Here is a 13,284-nt window from a genome sequence, read left to right as displayed (position 1 = left end):
ACGGCCTCCGCCACGCCCTCGTCGGTCACACCGGCGAGCCTAGACCTCGGGGCCACCCCGGGGCACCCGCAGCTCGACCTCGGTGCCGCCGCCCGGGACGGAGCTGATCCGCACCGTGCCGCCGAGGTCGGCGACCCGGCCCTCGATCGACTGGGCGACGCCCAGCCGCCCCTGACCGGCCGCCTCGGCGAGACGTCCCGGCGGGATCCCCGGCCCGTCGTCGCGGACCGAGACGGTCACCGCCGACCCGTCGTCCTCGACCAGCACCCAGCCACGCCCGCCGCCGTGCCGGGCGACGTTGTCCACCGCCGCCCCGACCGCCGCGGCCACCTCCCCGGCCGCCGCGGCGGGCAGCGGCACCGGTGTCGCCGGGCCGGCGATCGAGACGGTGGCCGAGGCGTACCGGCCGAGCAGTGAACGCAGGTCGACCTCCTGCCGGTCCAGCCCGGTCGGCGCCCGGCCCGCGACCAGCGACCGCAGCGCCGCCTCCTGCTCCCCGGCGAGCCGGGCCAGCTCACCGGCCTCGCCGTCGAGGTGGGCGCCGCGCCGCTGCACGAGGGCGAGCACCTGGAGGACCGAGTCGTGGATCCCCCGGGCCAGCCGCTCCCGCTCCCGGTTCGCCGCCTCCAGTTCGACCGCCCGCTGCAACCGCTCCTCCGCGATCACCGCCAGCCGGGCGACGTGCCCGACGGCGATCCCGGCGAGCAGCATCAGCGCGGCACCGGTCAGCGACCCCTGGACGAAGCGTTCCCGGGCGACCAGGTCGGTGCCACCGATGATCAGAGCCGCCACCACGCCGCGCCGCCGCCCGCCGGAGACCGCCCAGGCGAGCACCGGCCCGGCCAGCCAGGCGACGCTCGGCGGCGGCACGTCGGCGTCCAGCATGTCCCGGCCGACCACCCGGGGAGCGGCGACCACCACCGCCAGCACCACCGCCAGGTCGGCCAGGAGCAGCGGCCAGCGCCGCCAGGCCGGATCGGCGTACGCATAGCCGCCCGCCACCGTCGCGCCGGTCATCACCACCAGCAGCACCACACCCGCCACCGGGTGCGCGTAGTCGTTCAGGTTCCGGACCGCCAGCACGGCGACGTACACCAGGGCGGCGAAGCGGTAGACGGCGATCGACCGCCACAGCGGCGCCTGTAGGCCGCCCGGCGGGTCGCGGCGGCGACCGCCCGGCCCGTCGGTCGACGAATCCGGCACGGTCCGACCCTCGCACAGCCCGGATTCCTCGGGCGACCCGCCGGGGTCGGCGGCGGCCGCCCCCGCCCTGGATGCGCGGCTACATACCCTGACGTAGGGTGGGAAAGCCACGAAAGGACTCCACGACCAGCGGCGGGACGGCCATGAGCGACCTAGACCCCCTCGCCCTCACGGCTGTGGCACGCGACAACACTCCCCCGCTGCTCGCCGTGACCTTCGACGGCGACCGGGTCACCGAGCTCCGGCACGCCGTGACGACCCGGGCCGAGGAGGCCGGGCTCGACGGCGACCGGCTGGACGACTTCGTGCTGGCCACCAACGAGCTGATCACCAACGCCGTGCGGCACGGCGGCGGGCAGGGCTGGCTGCGGCTGTGGCGTACCGGAAAGATCCTTTACTGTCTCGTCTCCGACACCGGCGTCGGGATCGGCACCGACCGGCTCGACGACCGCAGCCGGCCCACGCCGGAGATCGCGGGTGGCTGGGGGCTCTGGCTGGCCCGGCAGCTCAGCGACGAGATGGTGGTACGCAGCGGCCCGGAGGGCACCACCGTGCGGATCAGCGCCAGCCTCTCCGCACCGGACGCACCGGAGCCGGACCAGCCGACCGGGTGACGCCGTCGGTGGCGCCGGGTACGGTGCTGCGATGACCGGTCAGTTCGTCGCCGCGATCGATCAGGGCACCACCTCGTCCCGGTGCATCGTCTTCGACGCCACCGGCACCGTCGTCTCGATGGCCCAGCGGGAGCACCGGCAGATCTTTCCGCGACCCGGCTGGGTCGAGCACGACGCCGAGGAGATCTGGGCCGCCGTCGAGCGGGTGGTGCCGGAGGCACTGGCCGGGGCGGGGATCGGCGCCGACCGGCTCGCCGCGATCGGCATCACCAACCAGCGGGAGACCACTGTGGTGTGGGACCGGGCGACCGGCCGGCCGGTGCAGCACGCCATCGTCTGGCAGGACACCCGCACCGGCCCGCTGCTGCGCCGGCTCGACGCCGACCACGGCGAACAGCGCTTCCGGGAGCGCACCGGGCTGCCGCTGGCCACCTACTTCGCCGGCCCCAAGCTGCGCTGGCTGCTCGACAACGTCGACGGGCTGCGCGAGCGGGCCGAGCGCGGCGAGGTGCTCTTCGGCACCATGGACAGTTGGCTGATCTGGAAACTCACCGGGCGGCACGTCACCGACGTGACCAACGCCAGCCGGACGCTCATGATGGACCTGCGCACCCTCGACTGGGATCCGGAGCTCCTCGACGCGCTCGGCGTCCCGGCCGCGATGCTGCCGGAGATCCGCTCCTCGGCGGAGGTCTACGGCACCGCCACGGGCCCCCTCGCCGGGGTGCCGGTGGCCGCCGCCCTCGGCGACCAGCAGGCGGCGCTCTTCGGGCAGACCTGCTTCCACCCCGGCGAGGCCAAGTGCACCTACGGCACCGGCAGCTTCCTGCTGCTCAACACCGGCGAGAGTCCCGTGGTGTCCCGGCACGGCCTGCTGACCACGGTCGGCTACCGGATCGGCGACCGGCCGGCGACGTACGCCCTGGAGGGGGCGATCGCGGTCACCGGCTCGCTGGTGCAGTGGCTGCGGGACAACCTCGGGCTGATCTCCAGCGCGCCGGAGATCGAGGAGCTGGCCGGGACCGTCGAGGACAACGGCGGCTGCTACGTCGTGCCGGCCTTCTCCGGGCTCTTCGCCCCGCACTGGCGCAGCGACGCCCGGGGCGTGATCGCCGGGCTGACCGGCTACGTCACCAAGGGCCACCTGGCCCGGGCGGTGCTGGAGGCGAGCGCCTGGCAGACCCGGGAGGTGGTCGACGCGATGAACGCCGACTCCGACGTGACGCTGCGCCGGCTCCGGGTCGACGGCGGGATGACCGCCAACAACCTGCTGATGCAGTTCCTCGCCGACGTGCTCGACGTGCCGGTGGTCCGTCCCCGGGTCAGCGAGACCACCTGCCTCGGCGCCGCGTACGCCGCCGGCCTCGCGGTCGGCTTCTGGCCGGACCTGGAGACGCTGCGGGAACAGTGGCGCCAGGACGCCGACTGGAGCCCGGCGATGGATCCGGCGCACCGGGAGCGCGAGCTGCGCAACTGGCACAAGGCGGTCGCCCGCACCCTCGACTGGGTCGAGGACGAGTGACCTGAGATGACAGCGTTGAGGATTGTCCGGTCGCGCGGCGCGTAGCGTCGCGGCGCGATCGCCGGAGGTGATCAGGTGAAGCAATTCTTAGCCCAGTCGCTCCGTCGGTGGCTGGGCCGCGGCGGCGTGAAGGTTCAGATCGACCGGGAGGTGCTGGTCTGGCTGCACAAGCAGCCCCGCAACGTGTTCCTCACCGTCCTGAGCGCGATCCTCGGCCTGGTCTCCGACCCGGCGCAACAGAACTCGACCGAGCTGCGCGACGGATCCGGGCGTCGATTGCGCGTGGTGACTACCGTGTCCTCTACCGCCTCGACGGTGACGAGTTGACCATTCACGCCGTCGGGCATCGCAAGGACGTCTATTCATAAGCCGCCCGTGGCCCGCCGACGCCTGGCTCAGCTCACAATTGCCGATCTTGATTTGGTTGTCAGTCGTAACCGGACCAGCGCCCTGGTCGCGCCGTCCTGTCGGCGACCCGTGGCCGGCCGGGCGACGCAGGCGATCCGTCACTGGCTCTGCTCCGGCCTGTGCCCGACAGCTGACAACGGAGCCGCCAGGTCACCATCCCGATTGGCAGCGGAGCTGTTACTCCCGATCGAGTGCCGCCACCCTGCGAGGTCCGGCCGTACGCCGGTAGCTGGCGTCGAGCAGCTCGCCGATCTCGTCCCAGTCGGTGCCGTCGGTCAGGTCCACCCCGATCCACCCGTAGGCGCCCAGATACATCGGCAGATAGCAGTGGTCGCCGGTCAGCAGCGCCGCGCGCTCGTCGGGATCGGCCAGGACGATCACGGACTGATCGTGTTGCCGGTAGCCGCCGTCGGCCTTCACCGATCCGCCGTAGTAGGCGAAGACCTTGGTGGTGTAGAAGGCGGGCCGCCCGTGGGAGATCTTCTCCGCCGCGTCCGGAAACGCCAGCGCGAGCGACCGCACCCGGCGCAGGAGCGGATCCGCCTCGTCGAACATGATGGGATGTCCCATGTCCGAAGCTAAGCACATGGCGACGGCCGGACCTACCCGCCACCGCGCCTCTCATGCTGTTCGGACGCCGCGCCGGATGCCCGGCGTGACGCCGGCAACCGCAGTCGCGCGGGGCGACGCGGCCCCGGGAAACGGCGTCGAAGCCAGCGGGGCAGTTCGCGCCGCCGCACGAACGTCCCGATGTCGTCACCGGCGTCGGCCGCGTACCCGCGAAGCTCGGAACCGTGTAGCGGGGTCCGGTCGCGCAGGGCACGGCGCAGGCGGCTGACCGAGCGCGCGTCGATCGAGCCGTGCAGGCGGGCGTGATGGCCAAGCGACTGCAGTGCGTTGGCCCGGTTCTGCGCACTCGGCGACGCCAGGCCCCGGCTCACGCGCGCCGTGACGACGAGTGGATCCGGGTGGTTCAGTACGAGGGCGAGAAGCGCGACCCCGGCGTGGGAATCGTCCCGGCCGAGCATCTCGTCGACAAGCTCCGGCCGCTCGACAACAATGAGCCAGCTACCGATCAACCAGGGCGGACTGTCGGTAGGAACGGTCAACGGGTGTCGTCGGAGGCATCCCGTCGGGTACCCGCGATGAACGTCGCCCAGTTGTCGCGCGGGAAGAGCAGCACCGAGCCGTCAGGATCCTTGGAGTCACGTACCGCCCCCACGCTCGGCAACTCGGCCACCTCTACACAATTCGAGTTCGATCCGCTGCGGCTGGACTTGCGCCATACCAGGTTGGGCCGGCCCATGGGAACCATGACTGCCTCACTCCCGCTCATGCTCCGTTGCGACCTGCGCAACAAGAGCCGCCGAGTCGGCAGCGCTGAGCGCCACCTCCGTCAGCCTATCCACCTCGCGCCGGTAGAAAGCCACCTGCTCCGGCTCTTCCAGGAACAGACCGGAGATCTTGTGTTCCGGATGCACGACGGATCGGTTGCGCGGAAAGTCGAGCAGCGCGAACGAGCCGTCAAGGCCGGCGTACCCACCCACGGCCAGCGGCACGACCCGCAGGGTGGTTGTCGGCCGCCCGGCGGCATCGAGCAGGGCGTGTAGCTGCCGGACCATCACCCGTCGGCTGCCGAGCACCCTGCGCAACACTCTCGGCTGCGCTTCGGTGTCAGCCACACCGCAAGCCTTCATCACGGACATGGGTGTATTCGGATGTCTGGAGCAGGCCGGGCACGAGCAGCGGCTCGAAGTTGACGATTGCCGTCGCCTCCGCTTCCAGCGGGATGAGCGTCCGCGACTCGGCGGAGAGGCCGCCGAGCACCTCCCACCAGCCCGGCTCGGCCGAGCGTTCCGCCATGGCCAGCAGGCGCTTGCGCTCATCGCCGGTCACGCCGTAGATCACCAAGAGCGAAGCGACGTCCTCGATCCGGATGCCCTGGCGCCCGGTCTCCATCCGGGACAGCTTCGATGCCTGCCAGCCGAGCTGGGTCGCGACTCCTCGTACGCTCAGGCGTTTCGCCTGTCGCAGTCCGCGCAGTTCACCCGCCGAGCCGCGCCCGATGACGGTCGGCTGGTTCGGCTTCGTCATCTGAGAACCTCCTACACGGTCGTCCTGGTGCCGCCGGAGGCGGCGGGTGAGCTCGGGCATGACCGGGAGGACGCTGGTCTCAAGCTCTACCGGGATGGCGACTGGGAATGCGATCTGGCCAGCCGCTACGAGGCGACGCTGCTGATCGCCGACTCCTGCCGATCGACCCGGAGGTCGACAGCGCCGGCATCGCATGGGGGCAAGGCTTTGGACCGGCGGTTCAGAGCAGGAGGGCGCGGAGCTGCATTCTTTGCTGATATGGGCTTGACCCGATTCGACGGACAGGGTCGATAAGTTGATCTCACGCTACCTTGCCGAGCGGTCTGCTGGTATAGGCGGTGGCCTCGTAGGCGGCGGGGCTGAGGTAGCCGAGGGTGGAGTGCCGGCGGCGGGTGTTGTACCAGCCCTCGATCCAGTCGAAGATCGCCGTGCGGGCGGCGGCTCGGGTGGGCCAGGCCCGCCGGTCGAGTAGCTCGGTTTTGATGGTGGCGAAGAACGATTCGGCGACGGCGTTGTCCCAGCACTGCCCCTTGCGTCCGGCTGAGAGTTGGACGTTGTGCCGCTTCGCGAGGTGGGCGTACTGGCCGCTCGTATATTGACAGCCGCGGTCGCTGTGGAAGATCACCGGCCCGGTCGGTCGTCGTGACGTGATGGCGTTGGACAGGGCTTGGGCGGGCAGGTCGGTGCGGAGGTGGTCGGCGACGGCCCACCCGACGACCCGGCGGGTAGCCAGGTCGATGACGGTGGCCAGGTACAGCCAGCCCTCCCAGGTGTTGATGTACGTGATGTCGCCGCACCATCGGGTGTCGACGTCGGCGGGGCTGGTGGTGAAGTCCCGGCCGACCAGGTCCGGGCGCGGGGTTGCCGCTGGGTCGGGCACGGTGGTGGTGCGCCACCGCTTCGGTGTCCGACCGCACAGACCCGCCGTGCGCATCAGCCGGGCGATCCGTTTGCGGGAGTGCCGCCGGCCCTGCGCGCGGAGTTCGGCGTGTACCCGTGGGGAGCCGTAGGTGCCGGCCGAAGCGTCATGCACCTCAGCGATCCGTTCGGCCAGCTCGGTGTCGACCCGCTGGCGGGGCGACGGGCCGGCGGCGCGGTGCTGGTAGTAGGCGGACCGGGAGACCTTCAACAGCTCACAGGCACGCTTCACGTTGCCCTGCTGCGCCTTCTCCGCCTCGATGAACGGGTACACGTTCACCGGGTCTCCTTCGCGAAGAAAGCCGTGGCCCGTTTGAGGATGTCCACGTCCTCACGCAGCCGACGGTTCTCCTGCCGCAACCGCGCCAACTCCTCGCGCTCCGCGCTGGCCAGCCCGTCGGTACGGGTCCCGGCGTCGAGGTCGGCCTGTTTGACCCAGTCCCGCACCGCCGTCTCGGTCAGGTCGAAGTCCTTCGCGACCTGACCGACCGTACGGTCACCCCGCCGGCACACCTCCACGATCTCCGCCTTGAACTCCGGCGTGAACGCCCTGCGCGGCCGGCGTGGCTTCTTTCCCATGCCTTCCATGATGAACATCCTCCCGAGGGCTCACAGCCCCCTGATCTCGGATGTCCGTCAAACCGGGTCAGGCCCAATAATCATATTTTGCTGGCCCAGCAAACATACGATTGTGGCAAACTTAACCTGTGATGGGCGAGAAGGGTGAGTTGCTTACTCAGGCGTGGTCGCGCCTGGCCGAGCTGCTGCCCGACCGCTTCCAGCTCGTAAAGCAGCGAGCCAGCACCGATCGGGGTGCCGACGCGCTCTGGCTGGTCAGGGACGCCGACGGCGACTCGGCGCAACTCCTCGTCCTGGCCAAGCGATCTGTCACCCCACGGGAGGCGCAGCGGATCGCAGCGTCTCGGATCGACATGTGGGCGCCTGGTGAGCCGACCCTGCTGGTGGTCACCTCCTGGTTCAGCCCTCGCACCCGCGAAGTCCTGAAGACACAGGGCTTCTCCTATCTCGACCTGGCGGGTAACGCGCTGCTGGCCGTCGACCGTCCAGCGATCTTCGTCAGCGTGCGGGGCGCGGACCGGAGCCCTAGCCCGGCTCCCCGCCCGCCGGCTCGGCTACGGGGCTCCAAGGCACGGCGGCTGTCGTCGCGGGTACGCGAGTCGAGGTTCCGGTCGATCTGCTCGTCCCGGAGGCGCTGGCCGGGACCGGGCGGCGCTCCGCACGGCTACCACCACACGCCAGGAACGTGGCCCGGCGTACCCCGGGCCTGGAAGCGGCGCTGGCCGACCAGAGCGACGTCCTGATCTCCAGCCTCGAACCGGACGCCGACGGCCGATCGCTCCTGGTCCCCGTCGCCGGGACGGCGGCACTGTTCGTGGCGAAGGCGCACAAGGTCTGGGAACGGCTCGCCGACGCCGATTGAGGGCGCGCGGGTCGGTTGAAGCCCAAGGACGCCAGCGACATCGTCCGACTCATGCGGACCGAGTCGCCCGAACAGCTAGGTCGCCGCCTGCGGGAGATCGCCGACGACGCGACCGCGGGGCCGAGCGTCCGCTCCGGTGTGGAACACCTGCGGGAGCTGTTCGGCCGGCGGCGCTCCGCCGGCGTCGACCTCGCGGTGCGGGCGCTCGACGGCGCGATACCCGAAGCCTCGGTCCGCGCGCTGAGCACCGCTTTCGTCACCGCCCTCGGCGACGCATACGACGCCACCTGATCCGAGGACCGCCCGACCGTCGGCAGGGCGGACGGATGCGGGTGCCGCCCCGCCGAGGGACGGCACCCGCGTGACGACGCGTCGCCGGCTCAGGTGTGGCAGAGGATGCCCAGGTCGTCGACCCAGGTCCCCAACTGCACCCCGTTGACGCCGATCAGCGAGACCCGGACCAGGATGTCCGTCGGGCCGTGGTTCCACGAGGTGGAGACGAAGGTGTACGGGGCGTCCCCGCTGAGCACCACCGTCCTCAGCGCCACGTACGTGAAACTGGCCGGCTCGATGATCTCGAAGTTGATCTGCTGGGTGGCGAGCACCGGGTTGACCCAGATGCCGGCCGTGCAGCTCGTCGTCGGTGGCAGGAAGACCCGCCGGCCGACCGAGGAGAAGCCGGCGCCGTGCATCGAGATGAACCCGTCCTTGACCCCGTTGTGGGTCTGCAGCGAGCTGATCCCGCCGGTGCCGTTACCGACGTGGCTGAAGCTCCAGTTCGCCGCCTGGTTGCCCTCGAAGCCGTCCTGCACGGTGATGATCGCCGCGCTGGCCGGCGACGCCGTCCCGGCGAGCAGGGCCGTGGTCAGTCCGAGCAGGACCGCCACCGCCGGCAGCCGATCGAAGAGCTGGCGTACCGGGCGTGGAAGGGAAACGGATCGCATTACTGATCACCTCGTGATCCTTGCTGGTGGGGCGCCTGTCGCACCCCGGCTGAGGAGATGTCTAGTCGCCGACTCGTTGTCCGGCTTCGGCCCGCCGACCCGGACAATCAACTCCGGACAGCGACAGGAAGTCAGCAGAGAGTCGACGGAGCGTCGGCAGGCGGAGCAGGTGGGCGGGGAAGAGTGCCGCGACCAGAGGGCGAGTTGGGGCCGGGAACTCCGGAGGTGCGCGAGTTCGCCGCCGGGCTGCGCCTGCTGCGGGAGAAGGCGGGCCTCCCCGGCTACCGGGAGCTGGCCCGCCGGGCGCACTTCTCCGCGACGACGCTCTCCGAGGCGGCCGGCGGGCGGCGGTTACCGACCCTCGCCGTCACCCTGGCGTACGTGGCCGCCTGCGGCGGCGACCCGGCCGAGTGGGAGGCCCGCTGGCGCCGGATCGCCCGGGACGAGCCGCCGCCCGGGACGACCGGAGCACACCCCGACGACGCCCCCTACCAGGGCCTGCTGCCGTACGGACCGGACCGGGCGGAGTGGTTCTTCGGCCGCGAGGACGTGGTCGACGACCTGCGGCAGCGGTTGACCGCCCGCCGCTTCGTGGCGTTGTTCGGCGCCTCCGGCAGCGGCAAGTCCTCGGTACTCCGGGCCGGACTGGTCCCCGTCGTCGCGTCCCGGCCGGAACGGCCGCCGGTGCTGGTGCTGACCCCCGGGCCGGACCCGCTCGGCGAGCTGGCGGTGCAGCTCGCCCGGCTGCTCCGGGTTACGGCCGGCGCGCTCCGGGCCGACCTGGCCACCGACCCCGACCGGCTGCACCTGGCGGTCCGGCAACTCCTGGCCGAGGCCCCCGCCGAGGCGGACCTGTGGCTGGTGGTCGACCAGTTCGAAGAGGTCTTCACGCTCTGCCGGGACGCCACCGTCCGGGCCGGGTTCGTGGCGGCGCTGCTGGCGGCGGTCGCCGCGCCGGAGAGCCGGCTGCGGGTGGTGCTCGGGGTACGCGCCGACTTCTACGGCCGCTGCGCCGAGCTGCCCGAGCTGGTGTCGGCGCTCGCCGACGCCCAGGTCCTGGTCGGGCCGATGACCGCCGCCCAGGTCCGGGACGCGGTGGTACGCCCGGCCGAACGCGCCGGAGCAATGGTCGAGGGAGCCCTCGTCTCCACCATCGTGGCCCAGGTCGCCGGCCGGGCCGGCGCGCTGCCGGTCGCCTCGCACGTGCTGCTGGAGGCGTGGCGGCGACGCCGGGGCAGCGCGGTGACGCTCGCCGGCTACCAGGCGGCCGGCGGGATCGACGGCGCGGTGGCACAGACCGCCGAGCGGGTCTGGCAGGAGTTCGACCCCGAGCAGCGCCGGGTCGCCCGGCACGTGCTGCTCCGGATGGTGGAGATCGGCACCGGGGACGATCCGTCGGCGCCACCACCGGATCCCGGCGGGCTGCCGACCGCCCGGCAGCCGGACCGGGCCGGGCTGCCGACCGCCCGCCGGGTGGACCGGGCCGAGCTGGCCGGCACGGACGCGCTCACCTGGGGCGTACTGGAACGGCTGGCCGCCGCCCGGCTGGTCACCCTGGACGACCGCTCGGTACGGCTGGCGCACGAGGCGCTGCTCGACGCCTGGCCCCGGCTGCACCGCTGGCTGGAGGAGGACCTCGACGGCGTACGGATACACCGCCAGCTCACCCAGGCTGCGGCGGGATGGCGGTCACTCGACCGCGACCCGGGCGGGCTCTACCGGGGGCTGGCGCTGACCCGGGCACTCGGCTGGGCGGAGGCGCACCCGGAGAGCCTGACCAGCGCCGAGCGGGAGTACCTCGACGCGAGCCGGCGGGCCGAGGACCGCTGGGCGGCCGGCCGGCGACGCCGTCGACGCGCGCTCGGTGCCGCACTGGCCGCCGCCGTGTCGGTGGTGACAGTGCTCGCCTCGGTGGCCGTCGTGCAGGCCCGGCAGGCGCGGGGGCAGCGGGATCTCGCCGTACACCGGCAACTGGTGGCGGGGGCGCGGGCCCAGATGGCCCGCGATCCCCAGCTGGCGTTCCTGCTGGCCCGGCGGGCATACGACGTGCGGCCGGACGCCGAGGCCGAGACCGTGCTGCGGCAGGCGACGCTGAGCTGGCGTGGCGTCCGGACCCACCAGGTCTTCCCGGCGCCGATCAAGCAGGCGGCGCTCACCCCGGACGGCCGGTACGCGGTCGCCGGTGGCCCGGAGGCGTCCCTGCGGCTGTGGCGGCCGGACAGCCCGGACCGGCCGCCGGTGACGCTGCCCGGCCGGGGCCCGGAGCTGCTGATCGCCCTGGCGATCAGCCCGGACGGCCGGTGGGTGGCGAGCGCGCACGAGTCCGCCTCGGTACGGCTCTGGGACACCGCCGACCCGGGGCGCGGCCCGGTGCTGCTTCCCGGGCATCGTGGCCCGGTCCGGGACATCGCGTTCGGCCCCGACGGCCGCCGGCTCGCCACCGGTGACACGGCCGGGGCGGTCCGGATCTGGGAGCTGACCGGCACGCCCCGGGCACACCGGCTGCCGGGTGCCGGACGCGGCGCCGTGTATTCGCTGGCCTGGTCGCCGGAGGGACGGCGGCTGGCCGTCGCCACCATCGACGACCCGGCCCGGATCTGGCGGCTCGCCGAGCCGGACCGGCCACCGATCCCGCCGGTAATGCCGACTCCGCCGATTTCACTCCCCGACTCGACCGGCACCGCCGCCAGCCTGCTCTTCAGCCCGGACGGCGCCCGGATCGTCGCGGTGGACCACGCCACCACCGAGGACGGCGGCGTGCTGCGGAGCTGGCCGGCCGACGGCAGCGGGCAGCCGACCGTGCTCGGCCGGCTCCGCAGCGCCTTCCCGGCCGTGTTCAGCCGGGACGGGCGGCGGTTGGTCACCAAGAACGCGTACGGCGTGATCACGATCTGGGATCCGAGCGGCGCCTTCGACCCGCTGCCGCTGCGCGGGCACGCCGGCACGGTCTGCGCGGTCACCCTGACCCCGGACGGCCGGCTGCTCAGCGTCGGCCAGGACGGCACCGTCCGGCGCTGGGACGTCGGCGGCCCGTTCGACCCGACGATCGCGCGGCCGCACGGCGGCCTGGTGCACGCCGCCCGGTTCAGCCCGGACGGCAGCCACCTGGCCAGCGCGGGCATCTTCGACGGTACGGCGAAGGTCTGGCCCGCCCCGGCCGTCGCCACCGGGTCGGCACCGCAGGAGATCTCGGCACCCGCGGCGCCGGTGGTGCTCGGCGGGCACGTCGGGATGACCATGGACGTGGCCTTCGCTCCGGACGGCCGGCGGCTGGCCAGCGTCGACGCGGCCGGCACGGTCCGGATCTGGGACTGGGTGACGGGGCGGCAACTCGTCGCGTTCGAGGTCGGGCCGGCGACCCGGGTCGTGTTCGGGCCGGACGGCCGACGCCTGTTGACCAGCGGCAGCGGCGGGATCCGGCTCTGGGACCGGCTCGACGGCCAACCGGTCGCCATCGAGCTGGCGCCGACCGGCTCGGGTGCGGCGTTCAGCCCGGACGGCTCCCGGGTGGCGACCGGGGCGGAGGACGGCGGCGTACGCCTGCGGAACCTCGCCGGGGACGAGGTCGGCACCCTCGACGGCGGCGGCGACCCGGTCAGCTCGGTCTCGTTCAGTCCCGACGGCGGTTCGGTGGCAGGGCTCAGCCGGGACAGCACCATCCGGATCTGGCCGGTGACCGGCGGGGCCGCCCGGGTGGTGCTCCCCTCCGCCGGCCAGGGTGCCGCCACCACCCGGCTCGGCTACACCCCGGACGGCCGGCACCTGGCGATCCTCGGCGGTGGCGAGGAACTCGCCGGGGTCCAGCTCTGGGCCGCCTCCGGCGCCACCGAACCGGTGACCCTGCGCACGCTCGGCCCCGGACCGCTCGGCTTCGCGTTCGCCCCGGACGGCGAACGGGTCGCCACCGTGCACTCCGACGGCTCGGTCCGGCTCTGGAGATGTGACGTCTGCGGCCCGGTCGAGCGGCTCCTCGCCGCCGCGGCCACCCGGGCCACCCGGCCGTTCACCCCGGACGAGCGGCACACCTTCCTCCTCGACGGCGAGCAGGCCGGCCGGGGTTGAGCCACGCCGCCCGTCCGACGGCACGGCTCCGCTCCTCGCTTCGTCGCTGACAGTTCGCCCTCAGGTCATGATGCCGTG

General features: G+C 72.8%; 16 protein-coding genes. 7 read left to right on the top strand and 9 right to left on the bottom strand.

The annotated features are described in order from the left end of the window. Positions 1 to 39: 39 nt before the first annotated feature. Positions 40 to 1,203, bottom strand: a complete 1,164-nt coding sequence (macS, locus tag ACN27G_RS36475; RefSeq protein WP_421497144.1) for a MacS family sensor histidine kinase — start codon at positions 1,201 to 1,203, stop codon at positions 40 to 42. Positions 1,204 to 1,346: 143 nt separating this feature from the next. Between macS and ACN27G_RS36470 the strand changes: the two genes are divergently transcribed. The 3 genes from ACN27G_RS36470 to ACN27G_RS36460 all read left to right on the top strand — a co-directional run bounded on the left by ACN27G_RS36470 (position 1,347) and on the right by ACN27G_RS36460 (position 3,707). Next, entirely contained in the window at positions 1,347 to 1,817 is a 471-nt protein-coding gene (locus ACN27G_RS36470) for an ATP-binding protein (protein ID WP_421497143.1), read from the top strand. Between the two features lie 31 nt (positions 1,818 to 1,848). Further along, positions 1,849 to 3,339, top strand: coding sequence for a glycerol kinase GlpK (gene glpK / locus ACN27G_RS36465; protein WP_421497142.1), 1,491 nt, complete (start codon positions 1,849 to 1,851; stop codon positions 3,337 to 3,339). Positions 3,340 to 3,446: 107 nt separating this feature from the next. Further along, complete coding sequence (locus ACN27G_RS36460) at positions 3,447 to 3,707, top strand: type II toxin-antitoxin system RelE family toxin (protein ID WP_421497141.1); 261 nt, start codon at positions 3,447 to 3,449, stop codon at positions 3,705 to 3,707. A gap of 217 nt (positions 3,708 to 3,924) precedes the next feature. Here ACN27G_RS36460 and ACN27G_RS36455 read toward each other — a convergent pair whose 3' ends face one another. The 7 genes from ACN27G_RS36455 to ACN27G_RS36425 all read right to left on the bottom strand — a co-directional run bounded on the left by ACN27G_RS36455 (position 3,925) and on the right by ACN27G_RS36425 (position 7,338). Continuing rightward, positions 3,925 to 4,317, bottom strand: coding sequence for an MmcQ/YjbR family DNA-binding protein (locus ACN27G_RS36455; protein ID WP_421497140.1), 393 nt, complete (start codon positions 4,315 to 4,317; stop codon positions 3,925 to 3,927). A gap of 32 nt (positions 4,318 to 4,349) precedes the next feature. After that, positions 4,350 to 4,856 carry a hypothetical protein gene (locus ACN27G_RS36450; RefSeq protein ID WP_421497139.1) on the bottom strand — a complete coding sequence of 169 codons (507 nt, stop codon included), beginning with the start codon at positions 4,854 to 4,856 and terminating at the stop codon, positions 4,350 to 4,352. Next, positions 4,853 to 5,053 (bottom strand): DUF397 domain-containing protein, encoded by a 201-nt coding sequence (locus ACN27G_RS36445; protein WP_421497608.1) that lies wholly within the window; start codon positions 5,051 to 5,053, stop codon positions 4,853 to 4,855. Before ACN27G_RS36445 ends, ACN27G_RS36450 begins: the two co-directional genes overlap by 4 nt. A gap of 16 nt (positions 5,054 to 5,069) precedes the next feature. Continuing rightward, a complete protein-coding gene (locus ACN27G_RS36440; protein WP_421497138.1) occupies positions 5,070 to 5,429 on the bottom strand; it encodes a Scr1 family TA system antitoxin-like transcriptional regulator in 360 nt (119 codons plus the stop codon). Further along, positions 5,422 to 5,841 carry a Scr1 family TA system antitoxin-like transcriptional regulator gene (locus ACN27G_RS36435; RefSeq protein WP_421497137.1) on the bottom strand — a complete coding sequence of 140 codons (420 nt, stop codon included), beginning with the start codon at positions 5,839 to 5,841 and terminating at the stop codon, positions 5,422 to 5,424. The genes ACN27G_RS36440 and ACN27G_RS36435 overlap by 8 nt, the downstream gene beginning before the upstream one ends. A gap of 301 nt (positions 5,842 to 6,142) precedes the next feature. Beyond that, positions 6,143 to 7,039, bottom strand: coding sequence for an IS3 family transposase (locus ACN27G_RS36430; RefSeq protein WP_421491819.1), 897 nt, complete (start codon positions 7,037 to 7,039; stop codon positions 6,143 to 6,145). After that, positions 7,036 to 7,338 (bottom strand): transposase, encoded by a 303-nt coding sequence (locus ACN27G_RS36425; protein ID WP_018735371.1) that lies wholly within the window; start codon positions 7,336 to 7,338, stop codon positions 7,036 to 7,038. The genes ACN27G_RS36430 and ACN27G_RS36425 overlap by 4 nt, the downstream gene beginning before the upstream one ends. A 131-nt stretch (positions 7,339 to 7,469) precedes the next feature. Between ACN27G_RS36425 and ACN27G_RS36420 the strand changes: the two genes are divergently transcribed. From ACN27G_RS36420 to ACN27G_RS36410, 3 genes are read left to right on the top strand one after another with little or no spacing between them, the layout of a single operon-like run. Beyond that, positions 7,470 to 8,081, top strand: a complete 612-nt coding sequence (locus ACN27G_RS36420; protein ID WP_421497136.1) for a hypothetical protein — start codon at positions 7,470 to 7,472, stop codon at positions 8,079 to 8,081. Next, positions 8,024 to 8,200 (top strand): hypothetical protein, encoded by a 177-nt coding sequence (locus ACN27G_RS36415; RefSeq protein WP_421497135.1) that lies wholly within the window; start codon positions 8,024 to 8,026, stop codon positions 8,198 to 8,200. The genes ACN27G_RS36420 and ACN27G_RS36415 overlap by 58 nt, the downstream gene beginning before the upstream one ends. A 51-nt stretch (positions 8,201 to 8,251) precedes the next feature. Continuing rightward, positions 8,252 to 8,491, top strand: a complete 240-nt coding sequence (locus tag ACN27G_RS36410) for a hypothetical protein (RefSeq protein WP_421497134.1) — start codon at positions 8,252 to 8,254, stop codon at positions 8,489 to 8,491. Positions 8,492 to 8,580: 89 nt separating this feature from the next. Here ACN27G_RS36410 and ACN27G_RS36405 read toward each other — a convergent pair whose 3' ends face one another. Continuing rightward, positions 8,581 to 9,144: a hypothetical protein gene (locus ACN27G_RS36405; protein ID WP_421497133.1), complete on the bottom strand. Its 564-nt coding sequence runs from the start codon at positions 9,142 to 9,144 to the stop codon at positions 8,581 to 8,583. A 183-nt stretch (positions 9,145 to 9,327) separates the two neighbouring features. On the opposite strand from ACN27G_RS36405, the gene ACN27G_RS36400 reads away from it, so the two are divergent. Further along, entirely contained in the window at positions 9,328 to 13,206 is a 3,879-nt protein-coding gene (locus ACN27G_RS36400) for a hypothetical protein (RefSeq protein ID WP_421497132.1), read from the top strand. Positions 13,207 to 13,284 lie beyond the last annotated feature (78 nt).

This window comes from Plantactinospora sp. WMMB334, assembly GCF_049179095.1.
In the GTDB taxonomy this organism is placed as follows: Bacteria; Actinomycetota; Actinomycetes; order Mycobacteriales; family Micromonosporaceae; genus Plantactinospora.
This window is presented reverse-complemented; position numbering and strand designations above follow the sequence as displayed.